The organism is Campylobacter volucris (assembly GCF_008011665.1).
GTDB lineage: Bacteria > Campylobacterota > Campylobacteria > Campylobacterales > Campylobacteraceae > Campylobacter_D > Campylobacter_D volucris_A.
In genome coordinates this window covers 47,418-68,227 of the sequence record NZ_VOWJ01000023.1, presented here as the reverse complement: position 1 = coordinate 68,227, position 20,810 = coordinate 47,418, and the positions used below count along the sequence as shown (strand labels likewise).

Genomic DNA, 20,810 nt, shown 5'->3' with positions numbered 1-20,810 from the left:
AATTATGCCAGATTGATTTTTGAAATTTCATTTTGAATTTTTAAAGTTGCATCTAAAGTTTGTATGATTAAAGTAAAATGAGCATGATCGATTTCTTCTTCTTTGTGACTTTTTAGGTATTTATCTAGCACAGCATAACCGCCTATTTTAAATTCATAAATTTCAGGACTTACTTCATTAAAATACAAATTTTCGTTTATGAAAAGTTCTTTTGTGGTTTTGTCGTATTTGATTTTTTCTATTTTTAAATTTTTATTTTTTGTATTTTTGATTAAAGCTTCGCCTACACTAGAGTCTAATTCTTCATCTTTTAATAAGTGTAGATCTATAAGCTTTAAGCCTAGTTTGCTTAATTTTTTGAAAGTTTTTTTGTCTTTTACAAAAGGAATTTTTGGAAAATCAATTTTTAAAAAATCAAGGTATTTTTCTCTATAGTTTTTATGAAAAAGCACCGCATAAATATAGCCTAGTATATCTTTTGGTGAGAATTTCTCTTTGTAAAAATCATCTATGAAGATTCTAAAGCTTTCTTTGAAATTTTCTATTTTTGAGGTGAAATTTTCTTCTTTAAAATTTGGACTTTCTTTTTTTAGGAATTTTTTACTTCTAGTTGTAGGGTAAAGATAAAGCGGGAAGATATAGCTACCACTACCTACTAAATGTAAATCTATAATTGTATCACTAATGAAAATATTACTAATATTGTCTAATTTTGTTCCTCTATCGCAAATCAATCCAATATTTTCATTTTCTAAAAAATGCTCCATTGTTTCAATTCTGGGTCTTTCTATTTTTTCTATATCAAAATAAATTTTTTGCGTATCAAAAGGTCTATATGCTATTTCTTTTATATATTTCTTATCAAATTCATTATAATAACTATAAATTTGTTGTTTTAATTTTTCAGTATTAGTTGATATTAATATAGAATCTTTAGCACTTACAATTCCTACGCTTGAAAGCATAAAAATATCTTTTACACTTATGCCCTTGTTGTATTCTTCTAATAAGTCATTATTTTGCGGTAAGAAAAGATAAAAAGGCTCATTATTTTTTACTAAAGTCCATTCTATAGAATTTAAGTCATTTTCATATAAAAATTCGTATTTGTTTTTTCTTTTTCCGTATAAATCATAGTAGTAAATTTTTGTATTTTTGGTTTTTGCATTTTGTTTTATAAAGATATTTATACTCACACCTTGCATTATATCAAAGACATTTTCATCTTTGCTTCCATCTGGAGCTTTTTCTTTTTTTCTCGTATCGCCGTGTAAATTTAGTATGTAGATTTTATCAAAGCTTTGCATCAGAGAATATCTCATACCTCTAAAGGTAGGATTATCTAAAAAGCCATTGTTTGAAATAAAAGCAAAAATTCCACTTTCTTGAGAGTCGATTTTGCTTTGGGCAAAGCGTATGAATTTTACATAATCATCTAAAAGCCATTTTGGATTTTTTTCATTTTCTAGTTTGTGTTTTTCATATATGGCTTTGAAAGTGCTTGTGTTTTGCTTTGTTTTTTCTTGAAAATATAAATTTATATATCTTTTTTGCTCATCGTTAAGATTTGCTTTGCTTGGCTCTAATCCATAACTTATTTTGATCTCATCTTCATATAAGCCTTTGTTGCTACTTGCTCCGCTATAGGGTGGATTGCCCGTGATGATTAGGATTTGTTCTTCTTTTATCTTTTGGGCTTTTTTAAATTCTTTTGTTAAATCAGCAAGAGTAAAAAGTGTGTTTTGATTATATTGTTCTTTGGATATGCTTTTAGAATACAAAGTATTAGTTAGTGCTATTTTAAGGCTTTCATCATCATTTAAAGCAGAGTTAAATTCTTCTTTAAAGCTTTGAGAAATTTTTAAATGTGCTATAGTGTAAGGTGCTATTAAAAATTCAAAACCACAAAATTTATTAAGTAAGGCTTTTGGGTTGTATTTTAGACTTTTGTTGGATATGGGCTCTAAGGCTTTTTTGAAAGCTTCTAGCAAAAATGTGCCAGTGCCAGTAGCAAAATCAAGCAAGGTTATGTTTTTGTCTAAAGCTTCGCTTAATCCTTTTTTGTGATTAAAATCTTGTTTTAAAACTTCATCTATAGCATTGATGATAAAATTTACCACAGGTGCAGGGGTATAATACACTCCTCTTACCTCTCTAAGCTTTGGATCATAACTTGCCAAAAATGTTTCATAAAAATGCAAATAAGGATCTTTGTGAGTAGATAAAATATTGCGATTAAATAAATCTTTTTCGCTAGCTTTGTTTAGTTCTTTTATGATGCTTGTAATGTCTATATGATTTATAATGTTTATGATTTCTTCTAAAAGCCATTTTATACTTTCTAAATTTTCAAAACTATCATCTAAAAATCCACTCATAGCACGGATTAATGGAAATGATTTTGGTATGAATTTTTTAGCATTGTTTAGATCTATTTCTTTTGTGGTATTGTTATTTAATTTGGCTAAAAATAAACTATAAGTTAAAGTTTGCGCAAAAGAATCGCAAAATTCTTCATAGGATAATTCTTTATAAAGTGTTTGTTTGAAAGTATTAAATAAGCTTATCAATGCTTCGTTTTCATTAGATAATAAAAGTTCATCTTTTAAAATTCTTGTTCTTAGGCTTAAGTGATTTGCAAATTCTAAGGCTGAATTTATAGGGTTTGGAATTTTAGAAAAAAATATAGCAAAAAGTTCGTTTAGCTCTTGTGTTTTTGTTTCTAGTAAAGATTGGTTTTTAATAACACTTTTGATTTCCCCAAGAGAGCAAATTTTTACTTCTTTACAAATAATGATTTCATTTTTATCGTTTAAATTTAATAATATAAATTTCAAATAATCCGTAAGAATGATATTTGGACTAAGTTTGGTGTATTTTAAAATTTGATTACTTTGGATTATAGCGTCAAGGTTTGCATTGACTCTTTTATTTTCTATATAGCCTAAGGTTAAAAAATCTTTTGTGATTAAAAAATCAGGAGCACCATTTCCTTCTTTGTCATTGTTTGGTTCTTGTTTTATGTGAATTTTATTTTGTTTATCTTGAGTATCTTTTATAGCTAATAATAAATTTTCTAAAGCAGTGCGATGAGTATGTTCTTTATCATTTATAGAAATATCTTTGATTTTTTCTAAATAGATTTTTAGCATTGAAATCCTTTTTTGCTAATGAATGGTTTTAAAATTTAGAGTTTTTTCAGCCATAAATGGCACTATATCGCCATATTTTTGTGGAACTTGCCATGTGTTTTTTTCTAAAGTTATGATTTTTTCTTTTTCAAATTTGAGATTATGAATTTTGCAGGCATTGTCGCTTATGAATTTTTGTAAATTTTCTTTGTTTGAATTTTTTTCAAAAAGTTCAGCTAAAACAGGTAAAATAACAGGTGCACTAAATACTCCAGCTGCACATCCACAGCATTCTTTAGTGTGCAAAGGATGAGGGGCACTATCGCTTCCAAGCATTACTTTTTCATATCCGCTAAAAGTAAGCTCACAAAGTGCGTCTTTGTCTTCATAGCGTTTTGCTATAGGTTTACAAAATAAATGAGGATCCATTTTTCCACCTATAACATCATCTAAAGTTATGATTAAATGATGTAAAGTTATAGTCGCATATAAATTTTCATAATCTTTTAACAACTCGCATAAAGTTTTTGTTGTGATATGTTCCATGATTATTTTTAATTTAGGAAAATTTGTGGCTAATTTTTCATAAATTTTGGCAAAGTTTGCTTCTCTGTCCATCACAAAATCATTTGTTTCACCATGAACTAACAATGGTATATTTAGCTCACTCATTGCGTTTAAAGTGTGTTTTAACTTTTCTATATCAAAGCTTGAAATTCCATTATCTGAATTTGTAGTGATGCCAGCAGGATAGAGTTTTATAGCAAAAATTTCATCTTTTGCTTTTTCTAAGAATGTTTCATTATAGTTTTGAAAAAATAAAGTCATAAGTGGTATAAAATCTTCATTTTTAGAAGCTTTTATAATCCTTTTTTTGTAAGCTTTTAAATTTTCTAAATCCGTTAAAGGAGTGATTAAATTTGGCATTATAACACCTGCTTTGAAATCTTTAGCACTAAAAGGTGTGACTAGCTCAAGCATTTTATCATCTCTTAGATGTAAGTGCATATCGAGTGGATTTTTGAGTGTCATAATATTTCCTTTATTTGAGTTTGTATAAACCATTTTTTAATTTTTCTAATAAAGATTTTTCTTCTAAAAATTTAAAAGTATTGATTATGGTTGGTTTGCTTGTGTTTAATCTTTTGCCAAGCTCGTCTATGCTGATAAAAACAAAACCATTTTCATCAGCATTTAAAGCTAGGAATTCGATGATCTCAAAGCGTTTTTTACCATGAATTTTTTCACATATTTTTTTTACTCGTTCATCCATAAAACCACCATTTTGCCAAAACAAAACACCAAGTGATTATAGCTAGTACTACACTAAAAAAAACACTTGCGCTAGCACAATCTTTAGCTTTTTTAGCTAAGATGTGAAAATCGTTTGTGTATAAATCTACACAGGCTTCTATGGCTGAATTTAATGCTTCTACTATCAAAATTAAAACCAAAACAAAAATCAATACAAAATGTTCTATAAAGCTTATGGGTAAAAAAAAGCTTGCCATAATAAGTGGCAAAATGATAATACTTTCAATTTTAAAAGCCATTTCGTCTTTTAGTAAAAATTTAATTCCGCTTAATGCATATGAAGCGTTTTTAAATAAGCTATATTTAGGCTTCATTAAGGATTTTCCTTTAAATTTTTACTGAATAAGTCATAGTTTTCTTCGTATTCTTTGCTTTGGACATTAAAATATCCTAGTAAGCTTGAAAAAATATTATCATGAGAGAGCTTATAGTCTTTTTGTGGTTTTAATTTTGTGCTTAAATTTTCATCTTTACTCCAAAATATCATTGGAATATGAGTTTGTTCTTGTGGTGCTATGAAGTATGGCATCCCATGAAGATAAATTCCATTTTCTCCTAAGCTTTCTCCATGATCTGATACATACAACAATGCAGCATTTTGCAAAGGACTTTGTTTGAGTAAATCTATAAGACTTTTGATAATAAAATCTGTATAGAGCAAGGTATTGTCATAAGTATTGGCTAGTTCTTCTTGAGAGCAAGTTTGTAACTCATTTGTGTCGCAAGTTGGAGTAAATTTTTTAAATTTACTAGGATAGCGTTTAAAATATGCTGGTCCGTGAGAGCCTTGCAAATGAACAACTATGATTTTATTTGAAGATGTATTTTGCAAAGCTTTTTTTACAAATTCAAGCAAGCTTTCATCGTAATCTTTTGATAAAATTTTGTTTGAAATGCGATCGCAATTTCCTTTGCAACCTCCTGAATTATTATCAAGCCAAATGCTTTGCACTCCAACCCTTTGTAAGATATCTAAGACATTTTCTTCATAAAGACTATTATCAAATGAAGCTTTTTTGTGTCTTGAGAATATACAAGGTAGGCTTCTAGCAGTAGCAGTTCCACATGAGCTTACTTGACTAAAATATATTAAATTTGGTTCATTTTTAGTATAAAAATTTGTATCATTTTTAGTATATCCACCTAAAGAGTAATTTTTTGCTCTAGCAGTTTCTCCGATAACTAAAATCATTGTTTTGTTTAAATCTTTTTCCAATGTTGCATCTAATGCTATCTTTTGAAGTTCTTTTTTGGGAATGATTTCTAATTTTATGTATTTAATTGCTGAATAAATTTGATAAAAAGGAGTGTTATAAACTCTTACTTCATTGTAGGTTCTCAAAAAAGGCACTATGTTTTTTGAAAAAATTCCAAGTAATCCAAAAGCAATGATTAAAGCAATGATTAAAGTGCTAAATTTGACAATTAGATGTTTTTTTAAGCTATAGTAGTTTATTTTAGTTTTTATGATTAAAAATGTTGGAAGTAAAAAGGTAAAAAATATATAAATAAAGATATTAAAATGAAGCAAGTCAGATACTTCTTTTTGATCCGTTTGTACTGCATTTCTTATCATATCCGAATCTATTATAACGCCATAATTTATCATAAAATAGCTACTAATAGAGCTTACAATGATTAAAAAAATCATTAAAAATTTACTAAGATAGGGTATAAATAAAAGAGCAAAAATTCCAACTAATAGTGTAAAATAAATGATGATATATAAAATAATAGAAATATCATTATTAGTAGAGTGTAAATTTTCGTAGATATAAGAAAATAATTTTAAGTTAATACTGGTTATATAAATAGCACTTAAAAGAACAAATTTAAGCCAAGATATGTTAAAAAATTGCATAAAATCCTTTCGTGATTGCTTGATTAATTATAAATTAAAATAGTTAATTTAATGCCTTTATGGTATGATTTTGCTTTTGTAAATTTAAGGACTAAGTTATGAAATTACTTTCTTGGAATGTTAATGGTTTAAGAGCTATATGCGATAAAAATGCACTAGATTGGATAGATAAAGAAAATATAGATTTTATAGGTTTTCAAGAGATTAAAGCACATGAAGAAAAATTTCCTAAAAGAATTTATGAATATGATTTTAAGCATATGTATTTTAATAGCGCTAAAAGAGCTGGATATTCTGGTGTTATGAGTTTGTGCAATTTTGATAGTGAGGTTAAAAAGTGTGAATTTTTTGATGATGATGAGGGTAGAGTTTTAGAGCATAGATTTAAAAATATAGTTTTATTTAATATATATTTTCCAAATGGCCAAAAAGATGAAGAGCGCTTGAATTTTAAAATGAAATTTTATAATGATTTTTTAGTGTATTTAGACAAAATTTTAAAAGAAGGCAAGGAAATTATAATATGCGGTGATGTAAATACAGCTCATTGTGCTATAGATTTAACTCATCCAAAAGCAAATGAAAAAACTTCAGGATTTTTACCCATTGAAAGAGCTTGGATAGATGAGCTTTTAAAACTTGGATTTGTTGATACTTTTAGGTATATAAATGGCGATATAAAAGAAAAATACTCTTGGTGGAGTTATAGAATGAAGGCAAGAGAAAGAAATGTAGGCTGGAGAATTGATTATTTTTTCATTTCTAATGGTTTAAAAGATAAGCTTAAAAATGCCTTTATAAGAGATGATATTTTTGGATCAGATCATGCTCCTGTAGGAATTGAAATAGATATTTAAAACAATAAAAGCATATAAAATTTACTTTTATATGTTTGTTTTTGTTTTATTTTGTGATATTAATGGTAAAATTATGATTTAAGATTAAAGTTGTATAAATGGATAAATTTTAAAAATTAATCATTTATTAAGTAAAATATATATATAATTTTAATTTTTTAAGAATTATACTAACAAATTGGCCCATTCGTCTAGCGGTTAGGACATCGCCCTTTCACGGCGGTAACACGAGTTCGAGTCTCGTATGGGTCACCACCTCTTGCTACCAAAAAAATCAAAATTTTTTTATACACTTTATGAGATTGTCTTATAGGACTTAGGCTTTATTTGATACAAAAAAGGTATGATTTTTTATAGATTTTTTTAAGTTTTTCATCAAGTTTTTGTACTACACTTAACTTTTTAAAGTGCTATATAATAGTGCTTAGAGATTATTTTTTAGGAAAATTTTTATGAAGATAAAATTTCTTAAGCAAGAAAATGAGTGTAGTGTTGGTTTGAATGAATTAAATCTTAAAAAGCAAAATAAAAATTTAAATGATTATTTGCTTAGTGTATATGATGATTTAACTTTTAAAGATTCTAAAGATGCAGATTTAAAAAGAGAAAATGCAAATATCAATTCAGATAGCGCTATGGGTATGATGCTAAAATATGGTTCAGAAGGCGCAAAGCATTATATAGATGAGCGTATTTTGCCAAAGCATATAGCATATGCTCATAAAAATGGTGATATCCATATACATGATAAAGATTTTTATATGCTAACTCAAACTTGCTGTCAGATAGATTTGATTAAACTTTTTGAAAATGGTTTTAGCACAGGACATGGTAGTTTAAGAGAGCCAAATGATATACGATCTTATGCAAGTTTGGCATGCATTGCTCTACAAGCTAATCAAAATGAAATGCATGGAGGTCAATCTATACCAAATTTTGATTTTGCTATGGCTAAGGGTGTAGCAAAAACCTTTCATAAAGAATACAAAAAGGCCTTAAATGCATTTTTTGAGATTAAAATCGATCAAAATTTAAATGAGCAAGATGTTGCCAATGCTTCATTTAAAGTTTCTTGTAAGGATTATTGTTTTAATGAACTTTTAAAAGTTTTTCCAAATTTAAAACCCAATTTGTTAAAACAAGCTAGTGTTTATGCTTATAATAGGGCCTTAAAAGAAACTAAAAATACTACTTTTCAAGCTATGGAAGCTTTAATCCATAATCTTAATACTATGAATTCAAGAGCAGGAGCGCAAGTGCCTTTTAGCACTTTAAATTATGGCACTGATACTTCTTATGAGGGACAAATAGTCATCGAAAATCTTTTACTAGCGACTATAAAAGGTTTGGGAAATGGTGAAACTCCTATTTTTCCTGTGCAAATTTTTAAAGTCAAAGAAGGAGTTAATTATAATGAAAAAGATCCAAACTATAAACTTTTTAAGCTTGCTATAGAATGTTCTTCAAAAAGACTTTTTCCAAATTTTAGCTTTTTAGATGCAAGTTTTAATGCTAAATATTACAAGCAAGGAGACTATAATAGCGAAGTAGCTTACATGGGTTGTAGAACTAGAGTTATGGCAAATGTGTATGATGAGAGCAAAGAAATCACTTGTGGTAGAGGAAATTTAAGTTTTACTAGTATTAACCTTGTGCGTTTAGCCATAAAAGCTAAAGGAAATGTAGAGCTTTTTTACTCATTTTTAAAAGAAAAATTAGAGTTAGTTTGTGAGCAGTTGTTACATCGTTATCAAATTCAATGTCAAAAAAAAGTAAGAAATTTCCCTTTTTTAATGGGTGAGGGAATTTGGCTTGATTCTTCAAATTTAAATCAAGATGATAAAGTAGAAAAAATCATAGCACATGGGACTTTAGCCATAGGCTATATAGGACTTTGTGAAACTTTAATAGCTTTAATCAAAACTCATCATGGCCAAAGTCAAAAAGCGCAAGAGCTCGGTTTAAAGATTGTCCGTTTTATGCGAGAATTTGTAGATGAAAAAGCACAAAAAACCAAGCTTAATTTTTCTCTTATTGCAACACCTGCTGAGGGTTTAAGCGGGAGATTTTTAAAGCTAGATAGACAAAAATATGGAATTTTAAAAGGTATTACTGATAAAGAATTTTATACCAATTCTTTTCATATACCTGTGGATTTTCCAATTAGTATTTATGAAAAAATACAACTTGAAGCACCTTATCATGAGCTTAATAATGGCGGGCATATTACCTATGTCGAACTTGATGGAGATGTGAGTAAAAATTTAGAGAGCTTTGAGTGTATAATTAGATTAATGAAAGAAAGCAATATAGGCTATGGTTCTATCAATTTTCCATTAGATAGAGATCCACTTTGTGGTTATAGTGGCATTATAGATGAGGTTTGTCCAAAGTGTCACCGAAAAGAAGGTGATTATCAATTTGAACGCATACGAAGAATCACTGGATATTTAGTTGGAACAATTGATCGTTTTAATGATGCAAAAAAGGCTGAAGTGTATGCAAGAATTAAACACCATTTTGATTAAATTAGCAGGAGTTGTAAAAGAATCAATAGTCGATGGATATGGTTTGCGTTATGTGATTTTTACTCAAGGTTGCCCTCACAAATGCAAAGCTTGTCATAATCAACATACGCATGATTTTAATCAAGGTTATTGGCAAGATTTGGCTTTTTTACTAAAAGATATTGTTAAAAACCCTTTGTTAAAAGGTGTTACTTTTAGCGGTGGAGAGCCTTTTTTGCAAGCTGAAAAATTAGTTATTTTAGCTAAAAAGATTAAGTCTTTTGGGCTTGATCTTACTGTTTATACGGGTTTTACTTATGAAGAATTGTTACTTATGGATAAAAAAAGTGTAAAAGAATTGCTTTTTTTAGCAGATTTGCTTATAGACGGGCGTTTTATTTTAGAGCAAAAAGACTTATCGTTAAAATTTAGAGGAAGTTCAAATCAGCGTATTATAGATACTAAGGAAAGTTTTAGACAAGGAAAAATTGTGCTTTTTGAAAAATAAAGAGTTATTTAGTCTTTTTTAACTTAACTATGTTAGAATATTTTAAATTTTAAAAGGAGAAAAATATGTTTGAATTAAGAAAATTACCTTATGATGTGGATTCTTTTGGAGATTTTTTAAGCGCAGAGACTTTTTCTTTTCACCATGGCAAACACCATCAAACTTATGTAAATAATCTAAATAATCTTATCAAAGATACTGAATTTGCAGGTAAAGATTTAGTGTATATTATAAAAAATTCAAATGGTGGGATTTTTAACAATGCTGCTCAAGTTTATAATCATGATTTTTACTTTGATTGTATAAAACCAAAAACTTGCTGTGGTTGTGGCTGTTCTTTAGATGAATCATTTAAAGCAGCAGTTGAAAAAGATTTTGGATCAATGGAAAATTTAAAAGAAGAATTTATTAAAGGTGCTACGACTTTATTTGGTTCAGGTTGGTTTTGGCTGGTTTATAATACTCAAAATCAAAAATTAGAATTAGTTGCTACTAGCAATGCTGCTACGCCTATTACCGAAGATAAAATTCCACTTTTAGTAGTAGATGTATGGGAGCACGCATATTATGTTGATCACCGCAATGCTCGTCCTGCGTATTTAGATAAATTTTATGCGCATATTAATTGGGAATTTGTTTCTAAAGCTTATGAGTGGGCTATTAAAGAAGGTATGAATTCAGTAAGTTTTTATGCAAATGAATTACACCCTATAAAATAAAAATAAATCTCTTAGATTATTTCTAAGAGATTATTCTAATACAATTTTTTCATTTAATACTACTTCACCTATAATAAAAGCGTTTGAATTTTCTAAAACTTTTCCAACATTGCAAGGACTCACAGCCATTACTAATCCAACTCCCATATTAAATGTCCTATACATTTCATCTTCATAAACATCTTGTCCTATTTGGTAAAAAATTTCTGGGGTTTTTAGATGGTGTTTTTTGATGATTGCTCCCATACCTTTTGGGAAAATTCGTGGTAAATTTTCTATTAAACCTCCACCCGTAATATGCGCAAGAGCATTAATAAAAGGTTTTAATTTTAAAAAATCTTGAACATAAATTTTTGTAGGTTCAAGTAAAATATCAATAATATTTTTTCCATCGATTTTATCATCAAATTTAAGCTGCTGTTTTTCAAATAAAACTTTTCTAGCTAAAGAATACCCATTTGAGTGAAGCCCACTACTAGCTAAAGCAAGCAAGATGTCTCCATTTTTGACAAAATTTCTTCCATCTATCTCTTCTTTTTCTGCCATGCCTACTGCAAATCCTGCTAAATCAAAATCTTTTCCATGATACATACTTGGCATTTCAGCAGTCTCTCCACCTATTAGAGCACAATTTGCTTTTTTGCACCCATTTGCTATACTAGTTATAACTTTTTTTGCCACTTTTATATCTAATTTGCCACTTGCATAATAATCTAAAAAAAACAAAGGAGTTGCAAAATTACAAATGAGATCATTGACACACATTGCTACTAAATCTTCGCCTATGCCATCATATATTTGAGCATCAATAGCAAGACGAAGTTTTGTTCCAACTCCATCAGTGGCTGCTAACATGACAGGGTTTTTAAACTCTTGTGGCACAGCAAAAGCACCAGAAAAAGAACCTATATCGCCTAAGACATTTTTATTAAAAGTTTCTTTTGCTAAAGGCTTTATCGCTTTTACAAAATCATTGCCATCATCAATACTTACTCCAGCATCTTTATAACTTATAGCCATTTACTTTCCTTTAAGAATTTGAATGTATTTTAACCAAAAACTTTTAAGGCTAAATTATGAAAAATGCTTACTTTGTGACTTCAAGTATAGCAGGTGGAAAATCAAGTTTTATGAAAATAGCTAAAAAATTGGGTTTTTGCACTATAAACGCAGATGAAATTGCCCATAAATTATTAAACAAATACTCTCACGATATAGCAAAAAAATTTAATGATTATACTCTAATAATAGATGGAAAAATAGACAGAAAAAAACTAGGAAATATAGTTTTTAATGATAATCTTGCTAGGAAAACATTAGAAGAATATCTCCATCCAAAAATCAAACAAGAAATTTTAAAAAAAGCTAAAAAATTGGATGAGCTAAACAAAGCTTTTTTTATAGAACTTCCGTTATTTTTTGAAAATGATCATTATCAAGGCTTAGGAAAAAGCATTTTGATATATGCTCCAAAAGATCTTTTGATTCAAAGACTAATGAGTAGAGAAAATATAGATAAATCACAGGCATTAAAAAGAATAAATTTGCAAATGGATATAGAAGATAAGAAGAAATTTGCAGATTATATTGTAGAAAATAACTCTAGTTACGAAATGTTTGAAAAAAATGTGTTAAATTTGTTACGATATAGCTTAAAGGTTTTTTAAATGAAATACTATAAATATTGTGCCAGCGGAAATGATTTTGTAATATTTACAGATACAGAAAAAAAAGATAGACAAAAATTAGCTCAAATTCTTTGTAATCGCTATGAAGGCATAGGTGCTGATGGACTTATAGTGGTAGTTCCACACGATAGGTATGATTTTGAATGGCAGTTTTATAATTGTGATGGAAGTAAAGCAAGTATGTGTGGAAATGGTTCAAGAGCTGCAGCACATTTTGCACATTATTTTTTAAAAAAACCTCAATATTTAAATTTCATGACAGGTGCAGGATTGATTAAATCTCATGTAGAAGATGATATGGTTGAAGTTAGATTAAGCAGTGTAAAAAATATCAAAGATCCTTTTAAAGAGAAAAATAGACAATGGCAAATGTGTGATACAGGAGTGCCACATCTTGTAACTTTTGTAGAAAATTTAGAAGAATTTGATGAGGATTTATGCGGAGAACTCCGCAGAAAATATGATGCAAATATTAATTTTGCAAAAATTGAAAAAAATGACTTATTAAGAGTAAGAACTTTTGAGCGCGGTGTTGAAAGTGAGACTTTAGCTTGCGGAACTGGAATGGGAGCTTGTTTTTATTTAGCTTGGTTAAATAAAAAAATAAAAGATAAAGTTATGGTTAAACCAAAAAGCGACGAGGAGTTATTTTTTAGATTGGAAGATGGTCAGATATTTTTTAAGGGAAAGGTAAAATGCTGTTTTGAAGCTAGTTATAATTTTTCTCATTAGTTGTATTTTTTTAAAAGCTGAATTTGTTTCAGGATTTGATTCTAGTTTTTACACTTTGAATATGGATCAAAAACGAGAAATTTTTATAGGAAAAATCAATACTTTGCTTGATGAATCTTTTAAGTGTATAGAAGAAGAGCAAAAATTTGTGGATAGTTTTTTCAATGAAGCATTGAAAACTAATTTTAGAAACTTAAATTCCAATGCTTTGGCTAGATTGAACAATTTAAAAGAAAAATATCGCATTAAAAATTTATATGACATTGAAGAATTTAAAAAAAGAATTCAAAAAGTTCCAAAATCATTAGCCATAGCTCAAGCTATCATAGAAAGTGCGACTGGAACTAGTCGTTTTGCCAAAGAAGCAAACAATCTTTTTGGGGAATGGACTTGGGGAGATAAAGGTTTAGTGCCTAAAAACAGAGAAGCAGGTAAAACCCATAAAATCCGAATTTTTGATACCTTGCAAGAAAGTGTGGATTCTTATGTATTAAATTTAAATCGTCATTTTGCTTATGAAGATTTTCGAACTTGGCGTCAAAGAATTTTAGAAAAAAATAAAAAATTAGATGGTAGAGAAGCTGCGGGATATTTGGAAAAATATTCTGAAATTAAAAGCAAATACACACAATTGATTTTATCAATTATTGAAAAACATCAGCTTGATAAATTAGACTAAATTCCCAAAGCCCATTCATCAAATGGTAATAATAAAACTCTTGCTCCATTGATGAAAATTTCTTCATATTGAGAAAGGGTTATGATGTATATTGATGATAATTGGAGTTGATTTTTATTGAGTATTTTTTTAACTTTTAGCAAAATCAAGTCTTTATCTTTAAAAGGTGAGCATAAAAAAGCATTTTTTAATGAAGGTATGTAAAAATCAAAATGTTTTGTGTAATAAATTTCTTTTTTAAATTTAAACAATTCATTTAACACCAAATTTTCAAACAAGGCTTTAAAATCTTTTTGTATGCTTAGTAAATTTTTTAAAGAAAAATCCCAAAAATATACTTTTTTTAATTTTTTTTCATAATTTTTTACAAAATATAAAGTGTAGTTTTGCTCTAGTGTAGCTATGTTTTTATATAAAGTATCTTTGGATATTTTGATATCATTTTTTAAGGTTTTAAACAAATCATTGATACTAAATTCACTAGAAATATTTAAAGCTATGATTTTTAAGATATTAAGTTCTAATGGTGTGTAAAAACTTTTTAGGTAAAAAAAATCTATGTCTTGATTTTGATTTAAAACATTTCTTCCAGTTTGCAAAAAATAGCTCACCATAGTTTTTATGTCGCTATATTTTTTGTTTAAACTTAAAAATTCTTCAAAATCTAAAAAATCTAGATGAATTTCTTCAAAAGAATCTATTGTTAAATTTGCATTGGCAGTACTTATGATGATTTGCAAATTAAGATGTTTTAAGGTGTTGAAATCAAAATCATGATAAAAATTACAAAGAACTAAAAATTGAATTTGAGGGTTATAAGTCAAAAATGAATTTAAATGCAATAAGCTGTTTTTATTAAATCTTAAATCAGCACAATCTATAAAAAGTATTTTTTCGTGTTTGTAAAAAGATAAAAAATTTAAGATTAAATTTTTTTTACCACTAGCAAAACCGCCTTTTAAAATAAAATTTTTATTGGTTTGAATTTGAATTTTTCTTTCATTAAAATGCTGAATTTTTGGATAATTATCATAAAAATAATGCAGTAATTTCATAATTTATGGTGGAGCATAGCGGGCTCGAACCGCTGACCCCAACGCTGCCAGCGTTGTGCTCTCCCAGCTGAGCTAATGCCCCTCTTTCTTAAAAAATTAAGTAATGATAATATATCGTAGCTTATATTTTCTTAAATGATTGTATTTGTATATAAAAAATCATTTTTTTCCTTTTTATAAGGATAAAAATACAAAAAAATTATATTATTTCTTGACTTTCAAAATGCTATTTTATATAATTTTACAATCATTTTTATATGGTGGTTAGATTTACATCAAATCTAACGAGTTCTTTACAAAGGAAAAAATATGGAAAGAATCAGGCTTAAGCTAAAAGCTTATGACCATAGAGTTCTAGATCGCACAGTTGCAGCAATTGTAGAAGCTGTCAAAAGAACAGGCGCAGACATCAGAGGTCCAGTGCCAATGCCTACAAAAATCAAAAGATATACAGTTTTGAAATCTCCGCATATTAACAAAGATTCACGCGAACAATTTGAAATGAGAATTCATGCTCGTATGCTTGATATAGTAGCAGCTACTCCAGATACAGTAGATTCACTTACTAAGCTTGACTTGGCTCCAGAGGTCAATGTTGAAGTAAGAGCTATGGGTAAATAAGGATAGAATATGGAATACATTGTAGAAAAAATTGGTATGAGTAGAACAATCAATACACCAAGCATTCCTGTAACCTTGCTTAAACTTGTTCAAACTAAAGTATGTGAAGTAGAAAATGGGAAGGCTTTAGTTGCTTATGTAAAAGGCAAAACAAATAATAAATGCATTGCTGGTCAGCAAAAAAAATACAATCTTTCAGCAGAATTTAATAGATTCGCTTCTTTAGAAGTAGCAAATACACAAGCAGGTGATATTGATCTTAATCCTTTAAAAGAAGCTTCAATTTTAAAAGTAAGTTTTAATTCTAAAGGTAGAGGTTATAGTGGGGTTGTAAAAAGACATGGTTTTGCTGGTGGTCCTGCAAGTCATGGTTCAAGATTCCACAGAAGACATGGATCGATTGGTAACCGCGAATGGCCAGGTCGTGTTCAACCAGGTATGAAAATGGCAGGACACTATGGTAATGTAAAAGTTACTGTGAAAAATGAAGTAGTATCATTTGATGAAGAAAATGGAATTTTAGTTGTTAAAGGTGCGGTTCCAGGACATAATGGTGCTATGGGTAAAATAAGGATTGCAAAATGAGTAAAGCAACTGTTTTAAATGATAAATTTGAAAAAGCTAGTGAGCTCGATCTTCCTGCAAAATATGCAGAAGTTAATCCTCATAACCTTTACTTATATGTAAAATCTTATCTTGCTAGCCTTAGAGCAAATACTGCTCATACTAAAGGTAGAAGTGATGTAAGTGGTGGTGGTAAAAAGCCATGGAGACAAAAAGGTCGTGGTGGTGCAAGAGCTGGTTCAACAAGAACAAATGTTTGGGTTGGTGGTGCTGTAGCATTTGGTCCTACAAACAATCGTAATTATGTTCAAAAAGTTAATAAAAAACAAAAACGTTTGGCTCTTGAAAGAGCATTAGCTGATAAGGCTAACAATAATACATTATTTGTAGTAGATAGCTTAAATATTGAAAGCGGTAAAACAAAAGATGCAAATGCAGTTATTAAAAAGCTTGGCTTGAAAGATGCTTTAATAGTAAAAGACTTGCTAGATGAAAAAACATTTCTTGCTTTTAGAAACTTAGCAAATTGCTATGTTGTTGATATAAGCGAACTAAATGCTTATTTAATATCTGTGTTTAAGGCTGTTATTATTGAAAAAGCAGCACTTGAATCTATCGTAAAAGAGGGTTAAAATGGCAGATATTACTGATATAAAAACAATACTTTATACTGAAAAAAGTTTAAGCCTTCAAGAACAAGGTGTTGTAGTGATTCAAACTTCTCCAAAAATGACTAAAAATGGTTTAAAAGAAGTTTTGAAAGAATATTTTGGTGTAACTCCAGTAAGAATTAATTCTTTAAAAATGGATGGAAAAGTAAAGCGTTTTAGAGGTCGTGAAGGTCAAAGAAATAGCTTTAAAAAATTCTATGTTAAGCTACCAGAAGGTGTAAGCTTAGAAAATTCGGAGGCATAAGATGGCAATTAAAACATATAAACCATATACTCCAAGTAGAAGATATATCACAGGCGTAAGTTCTGAAGATATTACAGCAAAAGCTAGTGTTCGTTCATTACTTGTAAAACTTCCAGCACATGCAGGTCGTAATAATAATGGTAGAATCACAAGCCGTCATAAAGAAGCAGGTGCTAAAAAACTTTATAGAATTATAGATTTTAAAAGAAGAAAATTTGGCATTGAAGGTAAAGTTGAAGCTATTGAGTATGATCCATACAGAAATTGTCGTATAGCTTTGATTTCTTATAAAGATGGCGAAAAAAGATACATCTTACAACCAAAAGGTTTGGGTGTTGGTGATATTGTTTGTGCTGCTGAAAGTGGTCTTGATATTAAACCAGGTAACGCAATGAAACTTAGAAATATCCCAGTTGGTACTATAGTGCATAATATAGAATTAAAACCAGGTAAAGGCGGACAAATGATTCGTTCAGCTGGAGCATATGCGCAACTTATGGGTAAAGAAGAAAAATATGTTATCTTAAGACTTGCAAGCGGTGAAATGAGACAAGTTTTAGCTGAATGTATGGCAAGTATTGGTGAAGTTGGGAATGAAGAATGGTCAAATGTGACTATCGGTAAGGCAGGAAGAAATCGTCATAGAGGTATTCGTCCGCAAACTAGAGGTAGTGCAATGAACCCAGTAGATCACCCACATGGTGGTGGTGAAGGTAAGAAAAATTCAGGTCGTCATCCAGTTACTCCTTGGGGTAAACCAACTAAAGGTGCAAAAACTCGCCGTAAAAAAGCTAGCGATAAGCTAATAATTTCAAGAAGAAAAGGAAAGTAAGATGGCTAGGTCACTAAAAAAAGGTCCTTTTGTTGATGACCATGTAATGAAAAAAGTCATCGCTGCTAAAAAAGCTAACGATGGTAAGCCAATTAAAACTTGGTCAAGACGCAGCACTATTATACCTGATATGATAGGTCTAACTTTTAATGTGCATAATGGTAAAAGTTTTATACCTGTTTATATAACTGAAAATCATATTGGTTATAAATTAGGTGAATTTGCACCTACTAGAACATTTAAGGGTCATAAAGGCTCTGTTCAGAAAAAAATAGGTAAGTAAGGGGAAATTTATGAGTAGAGCATTGATTAAATTCATAAGATTATCTCCAACTAAAGCGAGATTGATAGCTAGAGAAGTTCAAGGTATGAATGCTGAACTTGCATTAGCAAGCTTAAAATTTATGCCAAATAAGGGTGCTAAATTTATAGCAAATGCTATTTCAAGTGCTGTTGCAAATGGTGGATTTGAAGCAAATGAAGTGATTGTTTCAAGTTGTCGTGTTGATGCTGGTGCAGTTTTGAAAAGATTTAGACCAAGAGCTAGAGGAAGTGCTAGTCGTATTAGAAAGCCAACTTCACATATTTTAGTAGAAGTTAGCAAGGTAGAATCAAGTGCTGAAAAAACTACAAAAGCTAAAAAAGCATCAGTGAAAAAGGAAAGCTAATATGGGACAAAAAGTAAATCCGATTGGTTTAAGATTAGGAATTAATAGAAACTGGGAATCAAGATGGTTTCCTACTAAAGCTAATATGGCAGAAAATATTGGTGAAGATTATAAAATCAGAACCTTTTTAAAAAGAAAACTTTATTATGCTGGAATTAGTCAAATTCTTGTAGAAAGAACAGCTAAAAAATTAAGAGTAACTGTTGTAGCTGCAAGACCTGGTATTATAATAGGCAAAAAAGGTAGTGATGTTGATGTATTAAGAAAAGAGCTTCAAGATTTAATCGGTAAAGAAGTAAATATCAACATCAAAGAAGAAAGAAAAGCAGGTGCTTCAGCTCAGCTTGCAGCTGAAAGTGTTGCTACGCAACTTGAAAAAAGAATTGCTTTTAGAAGAGCTATGAAAAAAGTAATTCAAGGGGCACAAAAAGCAGGCGCTAAAGGGATTAAAGTTTCAGTTTCTGGTCGTTTAGGTGGAGCTGAAATGGCAAGAACTGAATGGTATTTAGAAGGTCGTGTGCCACTTCATACTTTAAGAGCAAAAATTGATTATGGTTTTGCTGAAGCTCATACTACTTATGGAAATATAGGTATTAAAGTATGGATCTTTAAAGGTGAAGTTTTACAAAAAGGTGTTCAATCTGAAAAAACCGAAGAAAACACTCCTACTAAAAAACCAAGAAGAGCAAGAAGAGGTAAATAATCATGTTAATGCCAAAAAGAACAAAATATCGTAAAATGATGAAAGGGCGTAACAGAGGTTATGCCAACAGAGGAACTGAATTTACTTTTGGCGATTATGCGTTAAAGGCGACAGAAGCTGGCCGTATAAATTCTCGTCAAATTGAAGCAGCTCGTATTGCTTTAACTCGTTTTGTAAAAAGACAAGGTAAAACTTGGATTAGAGTTTTCCCTGATAAACCTTTAACTAAAAAACCTTTAGAAACTCGTATGGGTAAAGGTAAAGGTGCAGTTGAAGAATGGGTAATGAACATTAAGCCAGGTCGTATAATTTATGAAATGGCAGGGGTTAATGAAGAAATGGCAAGACAAGCTTTAACTTTAGCTATGCATAAATTGCCGTTTAAAACTAAGTTTGTTACAAGAGAGAGCCAAAATGAAATATACTGAGATTAAAGATAAAACAGCAGCCGAGCTTGCAACAATGCTAAAAGAAAAAAAGGTGCTTTTATTTACTTTAAGACAAAAGCTAAAAACAATGCAGCTAACTAATCCTAAAGAAATTAGCGAGGTTAAAAAAGACATCGCTAGAATCAATACTGCAATTAGCGCTTTAAAATAAGGATAGAAAATGGCATTTAAGAGAGAAATTCAAGGCGTTGTTGTTCAAATTGCTGGAGATAAAACAGCTTCAATTTTGGTTGAAAGAAAAGTTGTTCATCCAAAATATAGAAAAATAGTAAAACGCTTTAAAAAATATTTAATTCATGATGAAAGAAATGAGCTTAAAGTGGGAAATATCATCATTGCAGTTGAGTGTAGACCGCTTTCTAAAAGAAAATCATTTCGCTTAAAAACTATAGTATCAGCAGGAGTTGAGTAATGATTCAAAGTTTTACTAGGCTTGCAGTTGCTGATAATAGCGGCGCAAAAGAATTAATGTGTATTAAGGTTTTAGGTGGTAGCAAAAGAAGATATGCTACTGTGGGTGATGTGATTGTAGCATCTGTTAAAAAAGCTTTGCCAAATGGTAAAGTAAAAAAAGGTCAAGTTGTTAAAGCTGTTATTGTTAGAACCAAAAAAGAAATTCATAGAGACAATGGCTCTTTGATTCGTTTTGATGAAAATGCAGCAGTAATTCTTGATGCTAAAAGAGAGCCAATCGGAACTCGTATTTTTGGGCCAGTAGGTCGTGAAGTTAGATATGGTGGCTTTATGAAAATTGTTTCACTAGCACCGGAGGTGTTGTAATGAAATTAAAAATCAAAAAAAATGATATGGTAAAAGTTATCGCAGGTGATGACAAAGGTAAAACAGGTAAAGTTTTAGCAGTTTTCCCTAAAACAAATAAAGTTATAGTTGAAGGATGTAAAATTGCTAAAAAAGCTGTAAAACCAAGTGATAAAAATCCAAATGGTGGTTTTGTAAATAAAGAAATGCCAATGGATATTTCAAATGTAGCAAAAGCAGGAGAATAA

27 protein-coding genes and 2 tRNA genes are annotated in these 20,810 nt (G+C 29.6%); 21 read left to right on the top strand and 8 right to left on the bottom strand.

Features of this window, described 5'->3' with window-relative positions; translation table 11 throughout:
• Nucleotides 1-2 precede the first annotated feature (2 nt).
• The 5 genes from FPD38_RS04585 to FPD38_RS04565 are packed head-to-tail and all read right to left on the bottom strand — an operon-like array spanning nucleotide 3 to nucleotide 6,306.
• The gene (locus tag FPD38_RS04585; protein ID WP_147555571.1) at nucleotides 3-3,152 is read right to left on the bottom strand and encodes a type ISP restriction/modification enzyme; all 3,150 of its coding nucleotides are present in this window, start codon (nucleotides 3,150-3,152) and stop codon (nucleotides 3-5) included.
• A gap of 15 nt (nucleotides 3,153-3,167) precedes the next feature.
• Nucleotides 3,168-4,163, bottom strand: a complete 996-nt coding sequence (gene pyrC / locus FPD38_RS04580; RefSeq protein WP_147555570.1) for a dihydroorotase — start codon at nucleotides 4,161-4,163, stop codon at nucleotides 3,168-3,170.
• A 10-nt stretch (nucleotides 4,164-4,173) separates the two neighbouring features.
• The gene (locus FPD38_RS04575; RefSeq protein WP_147555569.1) at nucleotides 4,174-4,404 is read right to left on the bottom strand and encodes a replication/maintenance protein RepL; all 231 of its coding nucleotides are present in this window, start codon (nucleotides 4,402-4,404) and stop codon (nucleotides 4,174-4,176) included.
• Nucleotides 4,397-4,759, bottom strand: coding sequence for a diacylglycerol kinase (locus FPD38_RS04570; RefSeq protein ID WP_147555568.1), 363 nt, complete (start codon nucleotides 4,757-4,759; stop codon nucleotides 4,397-4,399). Before FPD38_RS04570 ends, FPD38_RS04575 begins: the two co-directional genes overlap by 8 nt.
• Nucleotides 4,759-6,306 carry a phosphoethanolamine transferase gene (locus FPD38_RS04565; protein ID WP_147555567.1) on the bottom strand — a complete coding sequence of 516 codons (1,548 nt, stop codon included), beginning with the start codon at nucleotides 6,304-6,306 and terminating at the stop codon, nucleotides 4,759-4,761. The genes FPD38_RS04570 and FPD38_RS04565 overlap by 1 nt, the downstream gene beginning before the upstream one ends.
• Before the next feature lie 98 nt (nucleotides 6,307-6,404).
• Between FPD38_RS04565 and FPD38_RS04560 the strand changes: the two genes are divergently transcribed.
• From FPD38_RS04560 to sodB, 5 genes are all read left to right on the top strand, one after another.
• The gene (locus FPD38_RS04560; protein WP_147555566.1) at nucleotides 6,405-7,163 is read left to right on the top strand and encodes an exodeoxyribonuclease III; all 759 of its coding nucleotides are present in this window, start codon (nucleotides 6,405-6,407) and stop codon (nucleotides 7,161-7,163) included.
• 180 nt (nucleotides 7,164-7,343) lie between these two features.
• A tRNA-Glu gene (locus tag FPD38_RS04555) sits at nucleotides 7,344-7,418 on the top strand.
• A gap of 197 nt (nucleotides 7,419-7,615) precedes the next feature.
• Entirely contained in the window at nucleotides 7,616-9,691 is a 2,076-nt protein-coding gene (locus FPD38_RS04550) for an anaerobic ribonucleoside triphosphate reductase (protein ID WP_261798290.1), read from the top strand.
• Entirely contained in the window at nucleotides 9,663-10,178 is a 516-nt protein-coding gene (nrdG, locus tag FPD38_RS04545; protein WP_261798289.1) for an anaerobic ribonucleoside-triphosphate reductase activating protein, read from the top strand. The genes FPD38_RS04550 and nrdG overlap by 29 nt, the downstream gene beginning before the upstream one ends.
• A 65-nt stretch (nucleotides 10,179-10,243) precedes the next feature.
• Nucleotides 10,244-10,897, top strand: a complete 654-nt coding sequence (sodB, locus tag FPD38_RS04540) for a superoxide dismutase [Fe] (protein ID WP_147555565.1) — start codon at nucleotides 10,244-10,246, stop codon at nucleotides 10,895-10,897.
• A gap of 30 nt (nucleotides 10,898-10,927) precedes the next feature.
• Here the strand turns inward: sodB and purM are convergent, their stop codons facing one another.
• A complete protein-coding gene (gene purM, locus FPD38_RS04535) occupies nucleotides 10,928-11,917 on the bottom strand; it encodes a phosphoribosylformylglycinamidine cyclo-ligase (RefSeq protein WP_147555564.1) in 990 nt (329 codons plus the stop codon).
• 56 nt (nucleotides 11,918-11,973) lie between these two features.
• Here purM and coaE point away from each other — a divergent pair, with 56 nt between their 5' ends.
• From coaE to FPD38_RS04520, 3 genes are read left to right on the top strand one after another with little or no spacing between them, the layout of a single operon-like run.
• Nucleotides 11,974-12,564, top strand: a complete 591-nt coding sequence (gene coaE / locus FPD38_RS04530) for a dephospho-CoA kinase (protein WP_147555563.1) — start codon at nucleotides 11,974-11,976, stop codon at nucleotides 12,562-12,564.
• Nucleotides 12,565-13,317, top strand: a complete 753-nt coding sequence (gene dapF / locus FPD38_RS04525) for a diaminopimelate epimerase (protein WP_147555562.1) — start codon at nucleotides 12,565-12,567, stop codon at nucleotides 13,315-13,317. It abuts the gene before it with no gap.
• Nucleotides 13,289-13,996 (top strand): glucosaminidase domain-containing protein, encoded by a 708-nt coding sequence (locus FPD38_RS04520; RefSeq protein ID WP_147555561.1) that lies wholly within the window; start codon nucleotides 13,289-13,291, stop codon nucleotides 13,994-13,996. Before dapF ends, FPD38_RS04520 begins: the two co-directional genes overlap by 29 nt.
• On the opposite strand, the gene FPD38_RS04515 is transcribed toward FPD38_RS04520, so the two are convergent.
• Entirely contained in the window at nucleotides 13,993-15,051 is a 1,059-nt protein-coding gene (locus FPD38_RS04515) for an ATP-binding protein (RefSeq protein WP_147555560.1), read from the bottom strand. The two genes, FPD38_RS04520 and FPD38_RS04515, sit on opposite strands and share 4 nt — an antisense overlap.
• A 6-nt stretch (nucleotides 15,052-15,057) precedes the next feature.
• Nucleotides 15,058-15,133, bottom strand: a tRNA-Ala gene (locus tag FPD38_RS04510).
• 227 nt (nucleotides 15,134-15,360) lie between these two features.
• On the opposite strand from FPD38_RS04510, the gene rpsJ reads away from it, so the two are divergent.
• From rpsJ to rplX, 13 genes are read left to right on the top strand one after another with little or no spacing between them, the layout of a single operon-like run.
• Nucleotides 15,361-15,672, top strand: coding sequence for a 30S ribosomal protein S10 (rpsJ, locus tag FPD38_RS04505; protein WP_012660810.1), 312 nt, complete (start codon nucleotides 15,361-15,363; stop codon nucleotides 15,670-15,672).
• 9 nt (nucleotides 15,673-15,681) lie between these two features.
• Nucleotides 15,682-16,257 carry a 50S ribosomal protein L3 gene (gene rplC / locus FPD38_RS04500; protein ID WP_147555559.1) on the top strand — a complete coding sequence of 192 codons (576 nt, stop codon included), beginning with the start codon at nucleotides 15,682-15,684 and terminating at the stop codon, nucleotides 16,255-16,257.
• Nucleotides 16,254-16,868, top strand: coding sequence for a 50S ribosomal protein L4 (gene rplD / locus FPD38_RS04495; RefSeq protein WP_147555558.1), 615 nt, complete (start codon nucleotides 16,254-16,256; stop codon nucleotides 16,866-16,868). The genes rplC and rplD overlap by 4 nt, the downstream gene beginning before the upstream one ends.
• Before the next feature lies 1 nt (nucleotide 16,869).
• Nucleotides 16,870-17,151, top strand: coding sequence for a 50S ribosomal protein L23 (locus FPD38_RS04490; RefSeq protein ID WP_039664927.1), 282 nt, complete (start codon nucleotides 16,870-16,872; stop codon nucleotides 17,149-17,151).
• A gap of 1 nt (nucleotide 17,152) precedes the next feature.
• On the top strand, nucleotides 17,153-17,983 hold the full coding sequence (rplB, locus tag FPD38_RS04485; protein ID WP_039664928.1) for a 50S ribosomal protein L2: 831 nt from the start codon (nucleotides 17,153-17,155) through the stop codon (nucleotides 17,981-17,983).
• 1 nt (nucleotide 17,984) lies between these two features.
• Entirely contained in the window at nucleotides 17,985-18,266 is a 282-nt protein-coding gene (gene rpsS / locus FPD38_RS04480; protein WP_039664929.1) for a 30S ribosomal protein S19, read from the top strand.
• A 10-nt stretch (nucleotides 18,267-18,276) separates the two neighbouring features.
• Nucleotides 18,277-18,651 carry a 50S ribosomal protein L22 gene (gene rplV / locus FPD38_RS04475; RefSeq protein WP_147555557.1) on the top strand — a complete coding sequence of 125 codons (375 nt, stop codon included), beginning with the start codon at nucleotides 18,277-18,279 and terminating at the stop codon, nucleotides 18,649-18,651.
• A gap of 1 nt (nucleotide 18,652) precedes the next feature.
• Nucleotides 18,653-19,354 carry a 30S ribosomal protein S3 gene (gene rpsC / locus FPD38_RS04470; RefSeq protein ID WP_147555556.1) on the top strand — a complete coding sequence of 234 codons (702 nt, stop codon included), beginning with the start codon at nucleotides 18,653-18,655 and terminating at the stop codon, nucleotides 19,352-19,354.
• Nucleotides 19,355-19,356: 2 nt separating this feature from the next.
• Entirely contained in the window at nucleotides 19,357-19,782 is a 426-nt protein-coding gene (gene rplP / locus FPD38_RS04465) for a 50S ribosomal protein L16 (protein WP_039648881.1), read from the top strand.
• Entirely contained in the window at nucleotides 19,769-19,954 is a 186-nt protein-coding gene (gene rpmC, locus FPD38_RS04460) for a 50S ribosomal protein L29 (RefSeq protein WP_039664932.1), read from the top strand. Before rplP ends, rpmC begins: the two co-directional genes overlap by 14 nt.
• A 9-nt stretch (nucleotides 19,955-19,963) precedes the next feature.
• Complete coding sequence (rpsQ, locus tag FPD38_RS04455) at nucleotides 19,964-20,215, top strand: 30S ribosomal protein S17 (RefSeq protein ID WP_147555555.1); 252 nt, start codon at nucleotides 19,964-19,966, stop codon at nucleotides 20,213-20,215.
• On the top strand, nucleotides 20,215-20,583 hold the full coding sequence (gene rplN / locus FPD38_RS04450) for a 50S ribosomal protein L14 (RefSeq protein ID WP_012660821.1): 369 nt from the start codon (nucleotides 20,215-20,217) through the stop codon (nucleotides 20,581-20,583). The genes rpsQ and rplN overlap by 1 nt, the downstream gene beginning before the upstream one ends.
• Entirely contained in the window at nucleotides 20,583-20,810 is a 228-nt protein-coding gene (gene rplX / locus FPD38_RS04445) for a 50S ribosomal protein L24 (RefSeq protein WP_039664935.1), read from the top strand. Before rplN ends, rplX begins: the two co-directional genes overlap by 1 nt.

Coding starts and splice junctions, on each gene's coding strand:
- FPD38_RS04585 (WP_147555571.1), bottom strand. CDS start 3,152: ATGCTAAAAATCTATTTAGAAAAAATCAAAGATATTTCTATAAATGAT.
- pyrC (WP_147555570.1), bottom strand. CDS start 4,163: ATGACACTCAAAAATCCACTCGATATGCACTTACATCTAAGAGATGAT.
- FPD38_RS04575 (WP_147555569.1), bottom strand. CDS start 4,404: ATGGATGAACGAGTAAAAAAAATATGTGAAAAAATTCATGGTAAAAAA.
- FPD38_RS04570 (WP_147555568.1), bottom strand. CDS start 4,759: ATGAAGCCTAAATATAGCTTATTTAAAAACGCTTCATATGCATTAAGC.
- FPD38_RS04565 (WP_147555567.1), bottom strand. CDS start 6,306: ATGCAATTTTTTAACATATCTTGGCTTAAATTTGTTCTTTTAAGTGCT.
- FPD38_RS04560 (WP_147555566.1), top strand. CDS start 6,405: ATGAAATTACTTTCTTGGAATGTTAATGGTTTAAGAGCTATATGCGAT.
- FPD38_RS04550 (WP_261798290.1), top strand. CDS start 7,616: ATGAAGATAAAATTTCTTAAGCAAGAAAATGAGTGTAGTGTTGGTTTG.
- nrdG (WP_261798289.1), top strand. CDS start 9,663: ATGCAAGAATTAAACACCATTTTGATTAAATTAGCAGGAGTTGTAAAA.
- sodB (WP_147555565.1), top strand. CDS start 10,244: ATGTTTGAATTAAGAAAATTACCTTATGATGTGGATTCTTTTGGAGAT.
- purM (WP_147555564.1), bottom strand. CDS start 11,917: ATGGCTATAAGTTATAAAGATGCTGGAGTAAGTATTGATGATGGCAAT.
- coaE (WP_147555563.1), top strand. CDS start 11,974: ATGAAAAATGCTTACTTTGTGACTTCAAGTATAGCAGGTGGAAAATCA.
- dapF (WP_147555562.1), top strand. CDS start 12,565: ATGAAATACTATAAATATTGTGCCAGCGGAAATGATTTTGTAATATTT.
- FPD38_RS04515 (WP_147555560.1), bottom strand. CDS start 15,051: ATGAAATTACTGCATTATTTTTATGATAATTATCCAAAAATTCAGCAT.
- rpsJ (WP_012660810.1), top strand. CDS start 15,361: ATGGAAAGAATCAGGCTTAAGCTAAAAGCTTATGACCATAGAGTTCTA.
- rplC (WP_147555559.1), top strand. CDS start 15,682: ATGGAATACATTGTAGAAAAAATTGGTATGAGTAGAACAATCAATACA.
- rplD (WP_147555558.1), top strand. CDS start 16,254: ATGAGTAAAGCAACTGTTTTAAATGATAAATTTGAAAAAGCTAGTGAG.
- FPD38_RS04490 (WP_039664927.1), top strand. CDS start 16,870: ATGGCAGATATTACTGATATAAAAACAATACTTTATACTGAAAAAAGT.
- rplB (WP_039664928.1), top strand. CDS start 17,153: ATGGCAATTAAAACATATAAACCATATACTCCAAGTAGAAGATATATC.
- rpsS (WP_039664929.1), top strand. CDS start 17,985: ATGGCTAGGTCACTAAAAAAAGGTCCTTTTGTTGATGACCATGTAATG.
- rplV (WP_147555557.1), top strand. CDS start 18,277: ATGAGTAGAGCATTGATTAAATTCATAAGATTATCTCCAACTAAAGCG.
- rpsC (WP_147555556.1), top strand. CDS start 18,653: ATGGGACAAAAAGTAAATCCGATTGGTTTAAGATTAGGAATTAATAGA.
- rplP (WP_039648881.1), top strand. CDS start 19,357: ATGTTAATGCCAAAAAGAACAAAATATCGTAAAATGATGAAAGGGCGT.
- rpmC (WP_039664932.1), top strand. CDS start 19,769: ATGAAATATACTGAGATTAAAGATAAAACAGCAGCCGAGCTTGCAACA.
- rpsQ (WP_147555555.1), top strand. CDS start 19,964: ATGGCATTTAAGAGAGAAATTCAAGGCGTTGTTGTTCAAATTGCTGGA.
- rplN (WP_012660821.1), top strand. CDS start 20,215: ATGATTCAAAGTTTTACTAGGCTTGCAGTTGCTGATAATAGCGGCGCA.
- rplX (WP_039664935.1), top strand. CDS start 20,583: ATGAAATTAAAAATCAAAAAAAATGATATGGTAAAAGTTATCGCAGGT.